This is a genomic window from Streptococcus sp. SP8 (assembly GCF_030440045.1).
In the GTDB taxonomy this organism is placed as follows: Bacteria; Bacillota; Bacilli; order Lactobacillales; family Streptococcaceae; genus Streptococcus; species Streptococcus parasanguinis_I.
In genome coordinates this window covers 59,712-78,603 of sequence record NZ_JAQFJL010000005.1, presented here as the reverse complement: position 1 = coordinate 78,603, position 18,892 = coordinate 59,712, and the positions used below count along the sequence as shown (strand labels likewise).

The window sequence follows — 18,892 nt, the reverse complement described above, 5'->3', positions numbered from 1 at the left end:
AATAGGGGGAAAGATTATTTTTCTGCTTTCGTAACTTCTTTTTTCAAGTCTTTGTTTTCACGACGATAGATCGTAGTGAAATCAAGCAATTCTTGCTCGACAGCTGGAGTCAATTGATCCGCTGTCATTCGCCATGACCAGTTACCACCGAGAGTAGATGGGAAGTTCATCCGAGCTGAGCCATCTAACTCAAGCAAGTCTTGCATCGTAGCAATCGCCATGAAGCTGACGGAAGCAAAGACGGTGCGAAGCATAGCATGCGGTACAGATTCGTACTCTTTCCGGTTGGTATAACGAGCAAGATACTCACGAGTTGGATCGTCGATTTCATTGCGGTACCATCCAAGAACTGTGTTGTTATCATGTGTTCCAGTGTACATCACAGAGTTGTTTGGTGCCAAGTGAGGGCTATCGATACTTTCATCGTCAGGATTGAAGGCGAATTGAAGAATCTTCATTCCTGGGAAGCCAGTGCGTTCACGAAGTTCGATGACTCCGTCTGTCATGAAGCCAAGGTCCTCAGCGATGATGTTCAAATCACCGAGCTCTTCCTTCACGGCTGCAAAGAGTTTGTAGCCAGGACCTTTGACCCATTTACCTGGTGCTGCAGTTTCAGAACCAGCAGGGATTTCCCAGTATGATTCGAAACCACGGAAGTGGTCGATCCGAACGATGTCATAGATCTTGAAGCTTTCACGCAAGCGTTCAATCCACCATTGGTAGCCATCTTTGTCCATTGCTTCCCAGTCATAGATTGGGTTCCCCCAAAGTTGACCAGTTGCTGAGAACTCATCTGGCGGGCATCCTGCGATGCAAGTCGCTTTCCCGTTTTCATCTGTTTTGAAGAGATGAGGATTAGCCCACATGTCGCTTGAATCTTCCGCTACATAGATTGGCATATCTCCCACAATTTCAATGTGGTGGTCGTTGGCATAAGCTTTCAAGGCCAACCATTGTTGGAAGAAGAAGAATTGAGTTACACGATGGTAAGTCAATTTATCAGCCAATTCTTCACGGTATTTAGCCAAAGCTTTTGGCTCACGCGCACGAATAGCTGCATCTGGCCACTCTGTCCAAGCTTTCAAATCAAAGTATTCTTTAATAGCCATGTATTCTGCAAAGAGCTCCAACCAAGAAGCATTGGCTTCACAAAATTCTTGGAATTCTTTTTGATCACCTGATTTTAAGAAATTGGCAACTGCTTTTTCAAGCAAGGGACGACGTTGTTCGAAAACCTTTGCATAATCCACTTGAGTAGGATTTTGACCAAAGTCCACTCCTTTAAGGTCTGCTTCTGTCAACAAACCTTGCTCGATCAAAAGATCGAAATCAATAAAATGAGTGTTCCCAGCAAAAGCTGAGAAAGATTGGTATGGAGAATCTCCATAACTAGTTGTACCAAGCGGCAAGATTTGCCAGTAACGTTGCTTGGTCCGAACGAGGAAATCAACAAAATCATATGCTGATTGACCGAATGATCCGATCCCGTATTGTCCAGGAAGGGAAGAAATGTGCATCAAAACACCACTTTGACGTTTTTTCATGGGTTACCACCTTTTTTTATTTCTTTGAAGCCTGCGATTCGGTGCACGGTATGGGTATCGTTGCAGAGTCGTATCCAGCTCTCAAGCGGCTCTACTCTTTGTTAAAAATCGAACAGGCGCAACTCAGTTTACGCAATTTTTGCGAAAACGTTTGCGTACCATGTTATTATAAACTTTTTCCCTATTTTCTGCAAGGGATTTCTTAAAAACTTTTTTAACTTTTTTCAGAATGTCCTCACCCCCTTAGTGTATTCTTTCCTTTGGCTAATGTCAACAAATTTGATGCATTTTATAGAAGAAAGTTCGGAATTAAAATATTTTTAAAAAAATTGTTTAAAACTACTTGCAAACGTTTTCGCCTTGTGATATACTTAAGACGTTTTAGGAAAACGTTTGTCTAAAACGGTTTCTAATTATTATCTTTTTTTATTCTTTAGGAGGAATAAATCATGAAACGTACAATTTTACGTAGTGCTGCTGTACTTGGTACAGTTGGTTTTGCCGGCTTCTTACTTGCTGCTTGTAGCAATAACTCATCAGGTTCTTCTGAGGCAAGTAAAGAAATCAACGTCTATGTAGACAAAGGCTACAAATCTTATGTTGAAGAAGCTGCAAAAGCTTTTGAAAAAGAAAATGGCGTAAAAATTAACATCAAGACTGGTGATGCTCTTGGTGGATTGGATAACCTTTCTCTTGATAACCAATCTAAAAAAGCTCCAGACGTTATGATGGCACCATACGACCGTGTAGGTGGTCTTGGTAGCGATGGTCAATTGGCTGAAGTGACATTAAACAAAGATAGCCATACAGATAAAACAACTGAAGCTCTTGTAACAAACGGTGGTAAAGTTTACGGTGCACCTGCTGTCATCGAAACATTGGTTCTCTACTATAACAAAGATCTTGTAAGCGAAGCTCCAAAAACATTTGGTGATCTTGAAAATCTTGCAAAAGATAGCAAGTACGACTTCGCTAGCGAACCTGGTAAAACAACTGCCTTCTTAGCTGACTGGACAAACTTCTACTACACTTACGGTTTACTTTCAGGTAACGGCGGTTATGTGTTTGGTAAAGACGGTACAGATCCTAAAGATATTGGATTGAACAACCAAGGTTCTATCGATGGTATCGAATATGCAAAAACTTGGTATGCTAAATGGCCAAAAGGTTTGCAAGATACAAAAGCTGCTGCTAACTTCATCCAAACACAATTCCAAGAAGGTAAAACAGCTGCTATCATCGATGGTCCTTGGAAAGCTGCTTCATTGAAAGAAGCTAAAGTAAACTACGGTGTCGCAACGATTCCAACTCTTCCAAACGGAAAACAATACTCTGCCTTTGGTGGTGGTAAAGCTTGGGTTATCCCTGCAGGTGCGAAAAACCTTGATGGCGCTCAAAAATTCATTGACTTCTTGACAAGTACTGACCAACAAAAAGCTTTGTTTGACAAGACCAATGAAGTTCCTGCCAACACAGAAGCTCGTAAATATGCGGTTAGCAAAAACGATGAATTGACAACTGCCGTTGTTGATCAATTCAAGAATGCTCAACCAATGCCAAATATCTCAGAAATGAGTGCTGTTTGGGATCCAGCTGCTACTATGCTTTTCGATGCTGTAAGTGGTAAAAAATCTGCAAAAGCATCTGCTGACGATGCAGTGAAATTGATTAAAGAAACCATCGAACAAAAATTCGGTAGCAAATAAGACAGTTTTTAGGTGTGAGTAAGAGGTTGGAGACAAAGTCCCAACCTCTTATGTTCAATTTTCAAGCACAACTTACTGTCTGACTTGTCTTCTTGCTCTCTAGCAAGGACATTATAAGGAGATTTGAATGACTACAGAACAAAACCCTAAAAAGGCTATGTGGCTCTCTTTGATCCCGGGTCTTGGGCAAATTTATAACAAACAAAAAACCAAAGGCTATATTTTTCTTGCCGTAACCATTCTCTTTCTCGCCTATTTCCTAGGAATTGGAGCTGGAGAATTAGCGAAATTGGTTACACTTGGAACCGTCCGTGGACAAGATAATTCTCTCTTTATCTTGATTCGTGGCGCCTTCCACTTGATCATCACTGTTGTTTACTTCCTATTTTATGCCTTAAATATTAAGGATGCTGGAACAGTTGCTAAACGCATCAACAACGGGATTGCCGTTCCAAAAACCTTGAAAGAAATGGTTCAAGCCATCTATGAAAATGGCTTCCCATATTTATTGATTATTCCTTCATACATTGCTATGACATTTGCGATTATCTTCCCAGTTTTAGTAACTTTGATGATCGCCTTTACCAACTACGACTTCAAACATACCGCTCCAACAACCTTGCTTGATTGGATCGGGTTCCAAAACTTCACTAATATGTGGACCTTGAGTACCTTCCGCTCAGCCTTTACATCGGTTCTTGGCTGGACCTTGATTTGGGCCCTCGCAGCTTCTACTCTTCAAATCGTACTCGGTATCTTGACCGCTATTGTTGCAAACCAACCATTCGTAAAAGGAAAACGAATCTTTGGGGTTATCTTCTTGCTTCCTTGGGCTGTTCCAGCCTTCATCACTATCCTAACTTTCTCAAATATGTTTAACGATAGTGTCGGTGCTATCAATGCACAAGTTATCCCATTGTTTGCGAAGATCTTCCCATTCTTAGATGGCGTTTTGATTCCTTGGAAAACAGATCCTACCTGGACAAAAATTGCTTTGATTATGATGCAAGGTTGGCTCGGCTTCCCTTACATCTACGTCTTGACTTTAGGGATTCTTCAATCGATTCCAAACGATCTTTACGAAGCTGCTTATATTGATGGTGCCAACGGTTGGCAAAAATTCCGCAGCATCACTTTCCCAATGATTATGGCTGTTGCAGCTCCAACTTTGATCAGTCAATATACCTTCAACTTTAATAACTTCTCCATCATTTACTTGTTTAACGATGGGGGACCTGGTTCTGTCGGAGGAAACGCCGGATCTACAGATATCTTGATCTCATGGATCTACAAGTTGACAACCAATTCTTCTCCTCAATATTCAATGGCTGCAGCGGTAACCTTGATTATCTCTGTGATTGTGATCTCAATCTCTATGGTTGCCTTCAAGAAACTACATGCATTTGATATGGAGGATGTATAAAATGAAAAATTCAGTTCAATTTAAACGCCGCCTCAATCATTTCTTGACTTACCTGTACATGGTGGTTCTTTCAATCGTTATCATTTATCCATTGTTGATTACGGTTCTATCAGCCTTCAAATCAGGGAATGTCAGTGCCTTTACACTTGATTTTAGTGGCAATCTTAGTTTTGATAACTTCTCAAAACTTTTCTCTGAAACCCATTATGGCACTTGGTATATGAACACCTTGGTTATCGCCATTATCACCATGATTGTACAAACAAGTATCGTTACCTTCGCAGGTTACGCATACAGCCGTTACAATTTCTTGGCGCGTAAACAAAGTTTGGTCTTCTTCTTGATTATTCAAATGGTCCCAACCATGGCAGCCCTCACAGCCTTCTTCGTTATGGCTTTGATGCTGAATGCCTTGAACCAACCTTGGTTCTTGATCTTCCTTTATGTTGGTGGTGGTATTCCAATGAATGCCTGGTTGATGAAGGGATACTTTGATACTGTTCCAATTTCCCTCGATGAATCTGCGAAATTGGATGGAGCTGGACACTTCCGTCGCTTCTGGCAAATCGTCCTTCCTCTTGTTCGTCCAATGATTGCCGTTCAAGCACTTTGGGCTTTCATGGGGCCTTTCGGAGACTATATCTTGTCTAAATTCTTGCTTCGTGACGAAGTGAACTATACGGTAGCCGTTGGTCTTCAAACCTTTATCAGTGACCAAAAAAATCAAAAAATCGCCTTCTTTGCAGCCGGTGCTATTTTGATCGCGGTTCCAATCTGTATCTTATTCTTCTTCCTACAAAAGAACTTTGTTTCAGGCTTGACAGCTGGTGGAGATAAAGGATAAAATAGAATCTTATTTCAAGCACATTTTATTTTTAAGTTGAGGGTAGTATGGTGGATGCTTTACTACCCTTCGTTAAGAATAAAATCAATGCAAAGAGATTTCTCTTTGCATTTCTGATACTCTTATATTTAGAAAGGTCATCTTATGCCCTATCCTTTTAATTATTTCGCAAGTATCTTCAATTTCCGCTCTTCTTTTGCAAACCGCAAAAAACTGAGCTGGTTCCAAATGATTTTTACTTCTTTCTTTCTAATCTCTATCACACTATTACCTGTGGCTCTGCAAAATGCTCAACTCAAAACCTATCCTTTGACAACCTTTGTCAGCGATGTGTTTGATCCTTTATCAACAGACGTTATGAAAGATATCCAAGAACACGTCGTGATCAAAGACCAAGAGCTCACCTATACAGGGACTAACCCTGTACACAAGACTTCAAAAGGACAGGTTATCTTAGGCCAAGAGGCAAAGGCTAGTGAAGGCAAGGAGTTAACACTCCATTTTGATCGCAAACAATTGATTATCTCAAAAGAGAATAAAGAACTCGCTACAGTCTCATACCAGGCTATTAATCAAGAGAGCCTTCGGGATAAAAAAAGCTTCACTCAAGCTATCTCTAGCGATTGGTTTCGCGACAATCGACTCCCTGTCAGTCTCTTTCTCGTGATTTTCTCTGGCTTCTTATCGACAGTCAATTATTTGATTCTCATCGTAGGGGCATCTTTCTTCCTCTACTTGACACGAAAATCTCGACTCTTTTCACTACAAACTTTCAAGGAATGTTTCAATTGTATTCTGAATTGCTTGGGACTCCCTATTTTACTGAGTGTCTTCATCAGTTTACTATTCCATCAAGTATTTACTACGACGATCATGATCCAAAATGTCTTATTTGTACTCTATCTTGCTATGGTATTTTATAAGACCCACTTCCGTGATCCAGACTATCACCGCTAGGAGGTTTTCTCATGCGTGTTACCATCAAAGATGTGGCGAAACTCGCTGGCGTCGCGCCTTCAACTGTCACGCGCGTCATCCAAAACAAATCCACGATTAGTGATGAAACAAAAAAACGTGTCCGTGAGGCCATGGTCGAATTGGACTACCATCCCAATCTTAATGCTCGCAGCCTTGTCAGCCAATCTAGTCAAGTCATTGCTTTGGTCCTACCAATCGACAGTGACGTCTTCTACCAGAATCCTTTCTTCCCAACTGTTTTAAGAGGGATTACCCAGATCGCGTCAGACAATGATTATGCCATCCAAATCTGTACGGGGCAAAATGAAGAACGGCGGCTCGACAACCTCAAACAACTCATCTACGGAAATCGTGTAGATGGTTTGATTTTCCTTTATTCCAACCCGAATGATCCCCTCGTTGAATTTGCGATCAAAGACAAGTTCCCCTTCCTCATTCTCGGAAAGGCAGCTTCACCTTTTGTATCGCTAGTGGATAATGATAATATCAAGGCTGCATTTGATGCGACGGATTATTTCATTCAACAAAACTACCGAAAAATTGCTTTTATCGGGGGAAACAAAGAACTGTTCGTATCTCAAGACCGCTACGAAGGTTATAAAGAAGCCCTCCAAAAAGCAGGGATTCCTCTCGATGAAAAACTGGTTCATTTCTCATTTGGTTTTATGTTGGAAGACAATTCTTATCAAATGATGGAGAGCCTTCCCCTAGCAGAGTTAGATGCCATCATGACAACCGATATTCTCGTTGCTGAAGGGGTGCGCCAATACCTATTAGAACACCAGCTGACAATCCCGATTATTTCCTTTGATTCGATTAAGCCACGACTCGATATTGAAGCCTATATTGACATCAATGCAGTGGAACTCGGACGTGAGTCTGTTCGGACAATTCTACAAATTATCAAGGATCACAAAGAAGGAAAAACCGTTTGCTACCGTCAATTGATTGACCATACCATTACGAAACTCTAGGAGTCTTTATGTCTACATTTACTGCTTATTTAGATGACCAAGACCTCATTCGTATCCAAAAGGGAGAGGAGCATATCCTTCCTTTTTATTTGAAAACGAACCAAGGTCATCTTGCCTTAATCCCTGTCAAAACGTCAAGTGCAGCGACTGACACAGGAGACTATTTCTTAAGCCCTATTCCACTTGAACTCGGAGAAGAGTACACCATCTACGATGCTACTGGAAATTCTTCTATACTCCACTATCGAAACATCGTTCGCAAACCCATTTTCGATCAAACCTTCACCTATAGTGGAGAAGATTTAGGAAGTTTTTACACACCAAATCAGACGCAATTTAAATTCTGGGCACCGATTTCGCAAGATGTGAGTCTCCATATCGAAGATCAGATCTATCCGATGACACGTACAGAAAACGGTGTCTGGAAACTCTTGCTCAAAGGGGATTGGGAAGGAGCTGCCTACCACTATGAATTTCGTGTCAATGGCCTAGAACGTCGGATTCACGATCCCTATGCTCTATCCTCTTTGGCCAACTCTGGAGACAGCTTGGTCATCGACCGGAAGAAGATTACACGTCCTATCACACGTGCTGCTCGTCAATTAGACCCGACAGAAGCTATCATCTACGAGATGAGCGTTCGGGACTTCTCTGTCCAAAAAGAGGCCGGCTTTAAACACCCTGGTAAGTTTAAAGGGTTGACAGAATCGCCTCAACTCAATGGTCAGATCCTTGGATTTGATTACCTTCAAAAACTTGGCATTACCCATGTACAGTTACTTCCTGTCTATGATTTCGGTAGTGTTGATGAAGAGAATCAATGGAAAGCCTATAACTGGGGTTATGATCCTGTCCAATACAATGTTCCAGAAGGTAGTTATGCCAGTGACCCCAACGATCCTTATGCACGGATTTGGGAACTCCAAGATGCTATTGCAACCTATCACCAATCTAATCTTAGTGTTATCATGGATGTGGTCTACAATCACGTCTACCAGGCCGATGAGTATGCATTTGAACAAATCGTACCCGGTTATTTCTACCGCTATAATGCAGAAGGAGAGCGGACCAATGGAACCTTCTGTGGGAATGATGTCGCAAGTGAACGTTCCATGGTAAGACACTATATCAAGCAATCCCTCAAGCAATGGGTTTCCCTCTACGGCTTTGATGGTTTTCGCTTTGACTTGATGGGAATCTTAGACATTCAAACCATGACAGAGATTGCAGAGGAGCTCCGTGAAATCTATCCTAAAGTCTATCTCTATGGCGAAGGGTGGAAGATGGATACAGGCCTCTCTGAAGACCAGCTCGCTCACCAGTACAACTCAAAACGATTACCAGATTTTGGCTTTTTCAGTGATAATTTCCGGGATACGGTCAAGAGAACACTCTTAGCCGATCACCGTCGTGATAGTCAACATCCAGCCAATGATTTTTCTAATATCCTAACAGCAAATGTCGGGAAAGTAGGACCTGCTCATTTCATCCAACCTCAACAAGCCATTCAGTACGTCGAATGCCATGACAATGCAACTGTTTTTGATTATTTCCAACTTGAAAAAGAAGAGATTCGTCTAGAGGAGCGAAAAGCTCTCTCACGCCTCGCTCTTCATTTGGTATTATTATCCCAAGGTGTACCTTTTATCCATGCTGGTCAAGAATTTTACCGCACAAAAGAGCTCGAAGACAACACCTATAACATGCCAGATCATCTCAACCAATTGGACTGGACATCCCTTTCAAAATGCCAAGAAGAAATTGCTTTTCTTGAAGAATTGATTGCTTATCGGAAATCACAGCCACTCCTTCGTTTGAAAAAAGGGCAAGAGATTCGCGACTACTGTGATGTCAAATGGTTGTCTGATCATCATTTGATCTACACGATTGAGAAAGATCGTGAAAAAATAACGATTCTCGTCAATATCGGTGATCAAGAAAAGACCTATCAACATCCGAGCGATAGCCAGCTGTTATTTGCCTATCCTCATGCCAACCTCCAAGCGCCTATTCCTAAAGGAAAGGAACTTTCTATTCCTGCCCATAGTTGGCTCCTTCTCCACGAAACTGAATCAACAAAATAAAGGTCACCACAATGTGGTGACCTTTATTTTTATTCTTCTGTTTCCACAAAGCGTCCAATGATATGAACGTTTTCTGAAATGGTGATAAAAGCCTGAGGATCAGCTTTTTTCATAATATATTTGAATTCATTAAACTCTGCACGCGTAATAACTGTCAGCAGAACCGCTTTTTCCTGATGGTTATAGGTTCCTTCTGCATTGTGGATAATGGTTGCTCCACGATGCAATTTTTTATGGATCTTTTCAATAATGGCATCTGGCTGGCTCGTTACGATCATTGCCTGCATCCGTTTTTGCTTGGTAAAGACAGCATCCGTTACTCGACTCGATACGAAGATGGTAATCATAGAGTAAAGAGCATACTTCCAACCAAAGGTCAGACCAGCGATCAACATAATGGTCCCATTGACCAAAAAGGAGATACTGCCGACATTCTTTCCTGTCCGTTTTCGAATCGTCAAACTGACAATATCCGTTCCTCCACTGGAAATGTTGTTCCGAAGAGCAAAACCAATCCCTGTTCCCATGACAACCCCACCAAATAGGGCATTCATGATCGGATCGTTGGTCAACGTAATCACTGGCACGAACTGAATAAAGAGGGAACTCATCGAAACCGTAATAAAGGTAAAGATGGTAAATTTATGGCCAATTTGATACCAAGCCACAATCATCAAAGGGATATTGATGGCATAAAAGGTCAAGGAAACGGGAATCGTAAAGCCAATAAAGCGTTGGCTCAGAACAGATAAAATCTGAGCTAGCCCTGTTGCACCGCTGGAGTATACATGTCCTGGTTGAAAGAAGAAGTTGACGGCAATCGCTGATAGAAAACCATACAGCAAGGAAGCTGACACTTTTTCATCGTATTTCTCACGGGAGATGCTCTTCAGCACGCGCAATAATTTAATGTTATAAGCTAGTCGCCGCACATGATAGCGAAATAGCTTATGAAAGCGAATTTTTTTCATTTTCAATCCATCGATTAGAAGAAAAGGAAGATCTTAGAGCAACTGATTCCTAGACTTTCCCTTTTCTCTCTTGTCCTATTCTTGCTCTGCTAGTTCTACTTGAAGATTTAACTCATCCAATTGCTTTTCAGAAACGACAGAAGGAGCTTGTGTCATTGGATCTGTCGCCTTGTTATTCTTCGGAAAGGCAATGACTTCCCGAATATTATCTTCACCTGCAAGAAGCATCACGAAGCGGTCCAAACCAATCGCCAATCCTCCATGTGGTGGGAAACCATAATCCATTGCTTCCAACAAGAAACCAAATTGTTCATTGGCAGCTTCTTTTGTAAATCCAAGTGCCTTAAACATCCGTTCTTGTAAATCTTTATGATTAATCCGTAGGCTTCCTCCACCTAATTCATAGCCATTTAAGACGATATCATAGGCAATTGCTCGAACTTTTGAAAGATCTCCTTCCAATTCATGCTCTGTTTCAGCTTGTGGAAGTGTAAATGGATGGTGAGCAGACATATAACGGCCTTCTTCTTCAGACCATTCAAACATTGGCCAATCCACTACCCAAAGGAAGTTGTATTGATTGTTGTCAATCAAGTCAAGCTCTTTCGCAAGACGAACACGCAAAGCACCAAGCGTTGCATTGGCTACTTCAAGAGTATCTGCTACAAAGAGAACTAGATCTTTGTCTTCTAACTGTAAAGCAGCTGTCAAGTCACTTGTCAAGTCTGTCAAGAACTTCGCAACAGGACCGTTCAAAGTACCCTCAGCATATTTCACCCAAGCAAGACCTTTTGCACCGTATTGCTTCGCAACTTCTGTCAATTTATCGATGTCTTTACGAGAGTAATGATCCGCTGCACCTTTGACAACAATCGCCTTAACTGCTGGAGCTTCTGAGAAGACTTTGAAGTCTACACCCTTGACAAGCTCTGTCAAGTCTTGGAGCAACATTTCAAAACGTGTATCTGGTTTATCTGAACCATACAAGGCCATAGCGTCATCATAATTCATCCGTGGGAATGGGAGTGTTACTTCAATTCCCTTGGTTTCTTTCATGACACGTGCAATCAAGCCTTCTGTGATATCCTGGATTTCTTGATCACTCAAGAAAGAAGTTTCCAAGTCGACTTGTGTAAACTCAGGTTGACGGTCTCCCCGTAAATCCTCATCACGGAAACACTTCACGATTTGATAATAGCGGTCAAATCCAGCATTCATCAACAATTGTTTTGTAATCTGAGGACTTTGTGGAAGGGCATAGAAATGCCCCTTATTGACACGGGAAGGAACCAAATAGTCACGCGCTCCTTCTGGAGTTGACTTAGAAAGAAACGGTGTTTCCACATCAATAAATTCTAATTCATCCAAGTAATTGCGGATTGAATGGGTTACTTTTGCACGAAGTTTGAGGTTTTCCAACATCTCAGGACGACGAAGGTCTAAGTAGCGGTAACGAAGACGAGTATCATCATTGGCTTCAATACCGTCCTTGATTTCAAATGGTGTTGTTTTTGCGGTATTGAGAACCGTAATAGTTTCTACCTTGAGTTCTACTGCTCCTGTAGGCAAGTTTGGATTCGCTTGTTCACGAGCTTCCACAAGACCTGTCACTTCTACAACATATTCACTGCGGATGCTTTCAGCTGTGGCCATCACTTCTGCACTAACTGTTTCTGGATTGATCACCAATTGCATGATTCCTTCGCGGTCGCGTAAATCAATAAAGATCAAACCACCCAAATCACGACGACGGCTAACCCATCCTTTCAAAGTAATATGAGTTCCAATGTGTTCTTCACGAACACGTCCAGCATACATTGAACGTTTCATTTCTAATTAATCTCCAAACTAATATTCTTCCTTCTATTTTACCATAAAGACCAGCAGAAAGTGGCCTTTAGCTCAACTTTTTCAGTTACCAACTTCTTTAGTTATCGTGGCCAACTTCTTCCTTCTTTTTGGGATCATCGTAGAGATTGGGGGCTATCACCTTCATTAAAGTCGCTGTCCCAAATCGCAAAACAGCTGCTGCTAATCCAAAAATAGGGGATAGGTAGCGGAAAAAGAAATCTCCCCTAAGTACATAAGTCATGCCACCCACAATAAAAAAGATGACAATCCCCTGAACGATTGCGTAAAACCAAATTTTTTTCACACTATTTCTCCTTTTCACATGCTAGCTGACTTATCCACTGTTTTTCATCACTTATCCACAAAAATGTGGATAACTTTTACCTATTTTCCCCTTAAAAGAGGAAGATTCATCAGCATCAGGACTTGTTTTCATCCATTTACAAGCAAGTTTCCCACAGCCTGTGGATAACTATCTTGCTTACTTGTGACTTTCCGTCCCTTTCCTCACAAATCAAGGAGCCAGGATTCGATCCTGCCCCCTTTGATCAAGCATTATTTAAATTCGTCTGGTGTTCCTTTATATTGGGCCCAATCTCTACTGAAGAAGCGATCATTTAGATGGTAAGTTGGTGCTTTTTCATCCTTTGTGACAAAGGGATTGACCGCTTTATCAAAGGCTAGCCAACCATTCCATCCCATATGAATCGTATCTTCCATAAAGTAGGGCTGATCACCATCTTTAGAAAAGTCTGCAATATTGGTGAATCCTTGACTTTCCAATTGGTAACGAATCTTTTGAACAGCCTGTTCATACTTTTCTTGGCTCAAGCCTGTGTATTTCATCCATTTGGCATTGACTGGAGGAATCACAAAGATGACATTGGTCCGAGATTTAGCAAACTGGTCTAGAACCAACTGCAAGTCATTGTACTCTGGAGATTGAACATAGGATTCGTTCTTTTGGAAACCTTTTAGTTTCTTCAACTTCATTTTTAAACGAGTATTGTAAAAATGATTGCTGATTCCAAGGTCGTTGTTATTGGTTTTGACTTTTGCTTCAGCCGTTGCAATTTCCTCCAATTTCTCATATGAGAATTGATCTGGCAAATCTTGTAGACGTTTTTTGACCTTCTTATCGTAATTCCCGTTTGTACGAGTAGCGAGATTGCTAAATAAGGCATCTTCGCGCTGAACAAGATGGGAAACAAGCTGGTTCAAAGACTGATCAAATCTTGAAATTTTCTTTCCTTGAGAAATGTTCGTCACAACACTTTGAAAGGCGACATTTGGATACTGTTGCAACAGGCGTTTCGCGGCATACTGGGATGCAGCATCCTGTTGGTGATTGGCAATAAAGCTATTCAACTGATCGCTATTAAAGAATTGTTGAAAGGCAGAGGAATCATAGCCCTTCTTGGTAAACCATTGCGGAGAAACCACATAAACAGCTGTATTGTCCTTAAGTTCTGGCAAAATCTGTTGCATTCCAAAATACTGGTTCAAAGAAGCCGCACCTCGTTCTCCTAAAAAGTAGGGTCTGTAATTACGGTCATATTTTTCAGCCAAAACTGCTGGATGCACCACATCAAAACGCAACCATTCACTTGAGCCGAAATAAGGAACAAATCGATGCTGTGGATCAGAAAGTGCTTCTTGCTTCTTTGTACGACTCTTGAAGCCTTCTGCATTCAGACTAACCGCAGCTTTTTTCTCTTCGGTATAGTTGTGCTTATGATTGATTGGATAAAAGAATAATAAAGCTGCTACCATGAGGAGCGCGCAAAATACGGGCCCTAAAATCAGCCATAAACGCTTAAGCATTCTGAAGCTCCGTTACACCTTCTACGATCTTGTTAGCAGTATTCCAATCATCGCGTCCAAATTCAGATACAGGAACACGGATGCCAAAGCGACTTTCCAATTCCACAATCAATTCGACTGTTCCCATACTATCAAGAACACCCGCATCAAAGAGATCCTCATCCATCATGTCTGAGACATCTTCCATAAACAATTCGTCAATAATTTCAATTACTTGTGATTTTACATCCATTTTTTATTCTCCTTTTATTTCACTTTTGGGAACCATTGCTGATCCAAGAATCCTGAGAAGATCAGGAAGGACAGCATCACTGTGTTAAAGGTGATAAAGATCCCTAAAGCTTTGGTCCAACGATTGTCCGGTATCGGATCCAATCCTTTTGCTTTTCTTTCTTTATTGATGGTCTTTTTCTTACGAATCCAGGCATCATTGATAACCATTCCAAGCCCATGGAAGAGCCCATAAGCAATATAGTACCAGGTCACCCCGTGCCAGAAGCCCATGACCAACATATTGATAATGTAGGCAACATTTGAGGTAGTAATCCGGCTCTTGAAGACTTTATTGCGCATCAGTACCATTACGAGACGCATAAAGACAAAATCACGGAACCAGAAAGATAAACTCATATGCCAGCGATTCCAGAATTCCTTTAAATCACGTGATTTAAAAGGACGGTCAAAGTTGATGGGACTTTTAATCCCCATCAAATTGGAAGCCGCTAAAGCAAACATGGAATACCCTGCAAAGTCAAAGAAAAGGTCAAAACCATAAACATACATGACTCCCAGCGTTCCGATGTTGAAGAATCCACCTTGAGACAAGGCATAGGTCTGCACATGACCTAACAATAAGTGGCCAAAAATATGAGCTAGAATAAATTTATAAAGGAAGCCATACATGATGTACTTAACAGCTTGCTCCAACATATCCAATAATTCTTCGCGCTCAGGAATGGCTTTATAATCCTCATTAAAACGCTTGAAACGATCAATCGGCCCACTTGAGAAGGTTGGCATAAAGAGCATAAAACGTAAGAATTCCCAGAGCGTGAATTCTTTCAAGACACCATCTCGCATTTCGATGATCATTCCGACAGCTCGGAAGGTCAAATAAGAAATCCCTAAAAATCCAAACAAGGATTGGTGTCCATTCTTGATCGCTGGCTCCACCTTAACAAAGATCAGGGGCAAGACAGACAAGAAGGAATGAAGATAGAAAATCCACTTGTTGTCCGCTTTCTGACGATAGATTTTGTAGGAATACACAATCAAGATTTGCCAGACTACGTAAAAGAGCAGGGCATAAATTTGCTTGAGATTCGAACCTGTCAGCATCAAAATGATAAAGATCAGACTCACCAGTCCTTCATAGACCGGAAATCTCTTTTTGAAAAAGAGGCCCACAAAGATCGGCAAAAAAGCTAGAATGAGGTAGACAAAATAGATCGGTGTTCCATAGTGTTCTAAATGAGGGAGCTGTTTCAAAAACTCGATCATCGGTTATTAACCTCGCTAATCAACCCTTTGATGTCGATTTTCCCGTTTGGTGTTAATGGCAGGCTATCACGATAGAGGAATTTTGAAGGCATCATATAAGACATCATGATGTTTTCTAAATCTTCCTTGATGGCTTTTGTGATATCAATTTCGCGCTCAAATTGTTCTTTGACGCCCTCTTTTAAGATGACATAGGCCAAGAGATTTTGGACCTTGTGATCCTTATTATAACGCGGTACTGCGACTGCTGAATCAATATACTTCGATTTGTTCAAGTTTTGAGAGACATCCTCTAGCTCGATCCGATAACCGTTAAATTTGATTTGGAAGTCCATCCGACCACCATAGAGAAGAAGGCCTTCATCCGTCATGGTTCCGACATCTCCCGTATGATAGGCTGGAAGACCTTCAAATTCGAAGAAGGCTTCTGCTGTTTTCTCTGGATTATTCATATAACCTTTTGAAACGGCTGGTCCAGACACGATGATTTCCCCTTGCTCACCATTTGGCAATTTGTTGCCTGCCTCATCAATGATGAAGGTTGGAGAATCTTCTTTGGTATAACCAATTGGCAGACGTTTCAAAGTAGCTAACATCTCATCTGTTACGGCTACAGCCGAAAGAGCTACAGTTGCTTCCGTTGGGCCGTAGGCATTGATGATGCGTGCATTTGGGAAACGCTCGCGCAATTTCTGAGCCGTTTTAACGGTCAACTCTTCCCCATCAAAGTAGAAATGAGTGATACCTGGCATCTTTTCAGCATTGAAATCTTCAGACAGCATAGCCATATCTGCAAAAGATGGTGTTGAAGTCCAGATAGCAATCGGAAGAGAAAAGATCGTCGCAAAGAGTTGTTTGAAGTCTTGAGTGATAGCTGATGGAAGAGCAAAAAGCGTTCCTCCAAGAGCTAAGGTCGGTGCCCAGTACATGACAGACAAGTCAAAAGAATAGGGCGGTTGCGCCAACATTTGCGGACGCTCTGGCGTTGCAAATTCCTTGTCCGTAATCATCCAGTTGGTAAAGCTGAGCAAGTTATCGTGCGAAATTTGCACCCCTTTTGGTTTCCCGGTTGTCCCTGAGGTAAAGATGATGTAGTAGTTATCATCCCCTTTGACCGGATGTTGCAAGTCATAGGCATGCTGAGCCGCATAAGCTTCACGCACTTGCTCCAAGGACATGATTGGAGCAGCTGGGTTTTCAATTGGGAACTCATTGATGGCGATAATCAAGCTTGGCTCTGCTACTTCAACAATGGCAGACACGCGCTCCAAGGCAGAGTGGCTATCAATTGGGATATAGGCATGGCCAGATTTTGTCAAGGCTACAAAGGTTGCTAACATTTCATATTCTTGTCCACCAAAGACCACTACAGGTGACTTTTCGGGAAGTCCCATTTGGTCAATATGAGCAGCCAAGCTATCTGAATCAGCCTTCAATTGGCCATAGGTATGCTCCTCACCAAGGACATTGTAAACCGGATAGTCTGGTTGTAGTTGCGCATAACGTTCAATTGTCTCGATCATATCAGTAATTGGTTGGTTTGACACGGCTAGGAGTCTCCTTTTCTAAAATTCGTTGTAGATAAAGCCACCCTGACCTTGACCAAGGTAACTAAAGAAATAAAGTAGGGCTAGGAAAATGGCGAAATACAAGACCGTCTGCCCGATAAATTTATAAAGTGTTTTATGTTTCATAAGTTTCACTCTTCATTTTGATTGTTACTCACTATTTTACCATTTTTTATACCAAGTAAGCAATTTTAAACATAGTGAGAATGTCGTAGAAAACGTTATCATTTCAGATCATTCAAGTCGTTTAACGAAAGCATTTTTCTTTAATCAGTTTTCTGGTTGAAATCCTATTCTATTTCACAGTCCCCTGATGAATCAACTCCAGACACTTGTCCAGATCCACATCTCTCTCGAAATGGCTAGGTGTCCAAGGAATCTCTATATCGGGTAGAACACCTTGATCCGTCATTCCTTTACCTTGATCTACGCATAGACAACGAGAAGTAGGAAACATCAATTGATAATCGCCATAATCAACGGTACAACAATTGGAATAGTCTAAAATTCCGAGAGTCGGTCTACCTACCACCGTTACCTTCTTAAACTGCTTCATCATCTGAACAAAGTTATCGCCAGAAGAACCGCAATAGATATCTGATAAGACAAAGATCCGTTCAGGATAGTGGCCACCTTTAACCTCTGGGAAGAATTCCTCACTTTCTTGCTTATACGGTACATAGCCTTTCCCCCGATGGTGGATCAAATTCTCTTTCATATCTTCAAGTAGCTTAACTGTTTCGGGACTAATTTCTTCCTGTTGCATCCAGTCCTCAAAGTCTTTCAAGCGCAGATCAACATTACGTTCCGTATAGAGAATTTCCATGCCATCATCATCCCAGTCAAGCGAATCATAGCCCTGATCCTTCTCTAAGCCTAGATGTAACAGAGGAAGATATAGAGAATCCGTCCCTCCACTGTTACGTCGAACATCAATGAGAAGAAACTTGACTTCCGTCATCATCGGTAAACACTCTTGATATACCCGACTAATGGCTCCTTCATCCATAAAGTTATCCAGACGAAGATAAAGAATCTCATCATCTAATCGTTTCCAAAAAATCTGATCCTGGATCGGTTCTCGACTGGGTACTACTTTAATGGTCTTTTCTTTCCCTTCTCGAAGCAGGGTGACACTCGTTGACTGAGAGACCAAATCTGCCCATTCTCGGTAGTGTCTTTCAGGGGTCTTGCTGATAAAATAGGCTTTATGAAGAGAAGCTATCTGATCCAATTCACTCCCATCCAGAGCTAGGATCTGATCTCCTACTTGAAGACCCGTATCTTCATTAGCTTCCTCAACATACAGTTTCTGTCCATTTATTCTCAAAAGGAACCCTTTTTGACTGGCCTTTTTATCTCGAAAAGAAACATGCCCGATCACCCCAAAACTAGCTAGGTAAGCCTTAACTTGATAGAGAAAGGCATCATCTGTCATATCATCTGTAATGTTTTCTCGAAAAGGCTCTGGATCGCATCCTTTTCGATCCTTGCTGGTAGATGAATCATGGGTCATAATGGAGACGACATCTTCAAAAATAGCAGTCTTTTTCATAAAGGATTCCTTCAATTTTTTAGAAACAGTATACCACTTTTTCTTAAAAAGTTCTTAAAACCCTAAAAAA

16 protein-coding genes are annotated in these 18,892 nt (G+C 41.4%); 6 read left to right on the top strand and 10 right to left on the bottom strand.

Features of this window, described 5'->3' with window-relative positions; all coding sequences use genetic code 11:
• Nucleotides 1-14 precede the first annotated feature (14 nt).
• Nucleotides 15-1,544, bottom strand: coding sequence for a 4-alpha-glucanotransferase (malQ, locus tag PCY11_RS05870; RefSeq protein WP_049522608.1), 1,530 nt, complete (start codon nt 1,542-1,544; stop codon nt 15-17).
• 449 nt (nt 1,545-1,993) lie between these two features.
• On the opposite strand from malQ, the gene PCY11_RS05865 reads away from it, so the two are divergent.
• From PCY11_RS05865 to pulA, 6 genes are all read left to right on the top strand, one after another.
• A complete protein-coding gene (locus PCY11_RS05865) occupies nt 1,994-3,250 on the top strand; it encodes an extracellular solute-binding protein (protein WP_023919928.1) in 1,257 nt (418 codons plus the stop codon).
• 127 nt (nt 3,251-3,377) lie between these two features.
• The gene (locus PCY11_RS05860; RefSeq protein WP_023919930.1) at nt 3,378-4,673 is read left to right on the top strand and encodes a sugar ABC transporter permease; all 1,296 of its coding nucleotides are present in this window, start codon (nt 3,378-3,380) and stop codon (nt 4,671-4,673) included.
• 1 nt (nt 4,674) lies between these two features.
• Nucleotides 4,675-5,517, top strand: coding sequence for a sugar ABC transporter permease (locus PCY11_RS05855; protein WP_021154117.1), 843 nt, complete (start codon nt 4,675-4,677; stop codon nt 5,515-5,517).
• 144 nt (nt 5,518-5,661) lie between these two features.
• Nucleotides 5,662-6,474 carry a DUF1189 family protein gene (locus tag PCY11_RS05850; protein ID WP_021154118.1) on the top strand — a complete coding sequence of 271 codons (813 nt, stop codon included), beginning with the start codon at nt 5,662-5,664 and terminating at the stop codon, nt 6,472-6,474.
• 11 nt (nt 6,475-6,485) lie between these two features.
• Complete coding sequence (locus tag PCY11_RS05845) at nt 6,486-7,469, top strand: LacI family DNA-binding transcriptional regulator (RefSeq protein ID WP_013904333.1); 984 nt, start codon at nt 6,486-6,488, stop codon at nt 7,467-7,469.
• Nucleotides 7,470-7,477: 8 nt separating this feature from the next.
• The gene (pulA, locus tag PCY11_RS05840; protein WP_024055459.1) at nt 7,478-9,553 is read left to right on the top strand and encodes a type I pullulanase; all 2,076 of its coding nucleotides are present in this window, start codon (nt 7,478-7,480) and stop codon (nt 9,551-9,553) included.
• Nucleotides 9,554-9,582: 29 nt separating this feature from the next.
• On the opposite strand, the gene PCY11_RS05835 is transcribed toward pulA, so the two are convergent.
• The 9 genes from PCY11_RS05835 to PCY11_RS05795 all read right to left on the bottom strand — a co-directional run bounded on the left by PCY11_RS05835 (nt 9,583) and on the right by PCY11_RS05795 (nt 18,822).
• Nucleotides 9,583-10,524 carry a YitT family protein gene (locus PCY11_RS05835; RefSeq protein WP_003009152.1) on the bottom strand — a complete coding sequence of 314 codons (942 nt, stop codon included), beginning with the start codon at nt 10,522-10,524 and terminating at the stop codon, nt 9,583-9,585.
• A 75-nt stretch (nt 10,525-10,599) separates the two neighbouring features.
• Nucleotides 10,600-12,354: an aspartate--tRNA ligase gene (gene aspS / locus PCY11_RS05830; protein WP_024055458.1), complete on the bottom strand. Its 1,755-nt coding sequence runs from the start codon at nt 12,352-12,354 to the stop codon at nt 10,600-10,602.
• A 97-nt stretch (nt 12,355-12,451) separates the two neighbouring features.
• A complete protein-coding gene (locus PCY11_RS05825) occupies nt 12,452-12,679 on the bottom strand; it encodes a hypothetical protein (protein WP_024055457.1) in 228 nt (75 codons plus the stop codon).
• 251 nt (nt 12,680-12,930) lie between these two features.
• The gene (dltD, locus tag PCY11_RS05820; RefSeq protein WP_070846102.1) at nt 12,931-14,199 is read right to left on the bottom strand and encodes a D-alanyl-lipoteichoic acid biosynthesis protein DltD; all 1,269 of its coding nucleotides are present in this window, start codon (nt 14,197-14,199) and stop codon (nt 12,931-12,933) included.
• Nucleotides 14,192-14,431, bottom strand: a complete 240-nt coding sequence (gene dltC, locus PCY11_RS05815; RefSeq protein ID WP_024055455.1) for a D-alanine--poly(phosphoribitol) ligase subunit DltC — start codon at nt 14,429-14,431, stop codon at nt 14,192-14,194. The genes dltD and dltC overlap by 8 nt, the downstream gene beginning before the upstream one ends.
• Nucleotides 14,432-14,445: 14 nt before the next feature.
• The gene (gene dltB, locus PCY11_RS05810) at nt 14,446-15,699 is read right to left on the bottom strand and encodes a D-alanyl-lipoteichoic acid biosynthesis protein DltB (RefSeq protein ID WP_024055454.1); all 1,254 of its coding nucleotides are present in this window, start codon (nt 15,697-15,699) and stop codon (nt 14,446-14,448) included.
• Nucleotides 15,696-17,246, bottom strand: coding sequence for a D-alanine--poly(phosphoribitol) ligase subunit DltA (gene dltA, locus PCY11_RS05805; protein ID WP_024055453.1), 1,551 nt, complete (start codon nt 17,244-17,246; stop codon nt 15,696-15,698). The genes dltB and dltA overlap by 4 nt, the downstream gene beginning before the upstream one ends.
• 18 nt (nt 17,247-17,264) lie before the next feature.
• Nucleotides 17,265-17,393, bottom strand: coding sequence for a teichoic acid D-Ala incorporation-associated protein DltX (locus PCY11_RS05800; protein WP_003002102.1), 129 nt, complete (start codon nt 17,391-17,393; stop codon nt 17,265-17,267).
• A 169-nt stretch (nt 17,394-17,562) separates the two neighbouring features.
• A complete protein-coding gene (locus PCY11_RS05795; protein WP_070846098.1) occupies nt 17,563-18,822 on the bottom strand; it encodes a S41 family peptidase in 1,260 nt (419 codons plus the stop codon).
• Nucleotides 18,823-18,892: the final 70 nt, after the last annotated feature.

What these genes read in the sequence shown, in the direction of transcription:
- PCY11_RS05865 (WP_023919928.1), top strand. Translation starts at nt 1,994, where the DNA reads ATGAAACGTACAATTTTACGTAGTGCTGCTGTACTTGGTACAGTTGGT.
- aspS (WP_024055458.1), bottom strand. Translation starts at nt 12,354, where the DNA reads ATGAAACGTTCAATGTATGCTGGACGTGTTCGTGAAGAACACATTGGA.
- PCY11_RS05795 (WP_070846098.1), bottom strand. Translation starts at nt 18,822, where the DNA reads ATGAAAAAGACTGCTATTTTTGAAGATGTCGTCTCCATTATGACCCAT.
- dltC (WP_024055455.1), bottom strand. Translation starts at nt 14,431, where the DNA reads ATGGATGTAAAATCACAAGTAATTGAAATTATTGACGAATTGTTTATG.
- malQ (WP_049522608.1), bottom strand. Translation starts at nt 1,544, where the DNA reads ATGAAAAAACGTCAAAGTGGTGTTTTGATGCACATTTCTTCCCTTCCT.
- pulA (WP_024055459.1), top strand. Translation starts at nt 7,478, where the DNA reads ATGTCTACATTTACTGCTTATTTAGATGACCAAGACCTCATTCGTATC.
- PCY11_RS05835 (WP_003009152.1), bottom strand. Translation starts at nt 10,524, where the DNA reads ATGAAAAAAATTCGCTTTCATAAGCTATTTCGCTATCATGTGCGGCGA.
- PCY11_RS05845 (WP_013904333.1), top strand. Translation starts at nt 6,486, where the DNA reads ATGCGTGTTACCATCAAAGATGTGGCGAAACTCGCTGGCGTCGCGCCT.
- dltD (WP_070846102.1), bottom strand. Translation starts at nt 14,199, where the DNA reads ATGCTTAAGCGTTTATGGCTGATTTTAGGGCCCGTATTTTGCGCGCTC.
- PCY11_RS05850 (WP_021154118.1), top strand. Translation starts at nt 5,662, where the DNA reads ATGCCCTATCCTTTTAATTATTTCGCAAGTATCTTCAATTTCCGCTCT.
- dltB (WP_024055454.1), bottom strand. Translation starts at nt 15,699, where the DNA reads ATGATCGAGTTTTTGAAACAGCTCCCTCATTTAGAACACTATGGAACA.
- PCY11_RS05855 (WP_021154117.1), top strand. Translation starts at nt 4,675, where the DNA reads ATGAAAAATTCAGTTCAATTTAAACGCCGCCTCAATCATTTCTTGACT.
- PCY11_RS05800 (WP_003002102.1), bottom strand. Translation starts at nt 17,393, where the DNA reads ATGAAACATAAAACACTTTATAAATTTATCGGGCAGACGGTCTTGTAT.
- PCY11_RS05860 (WP_023919930.1), top strand. Translation starts at nt 3,378, where the DNA reads ATGACTACAGAACAAAACCCTAAAAAGGCTATGTGGCTCTCTTTGATC.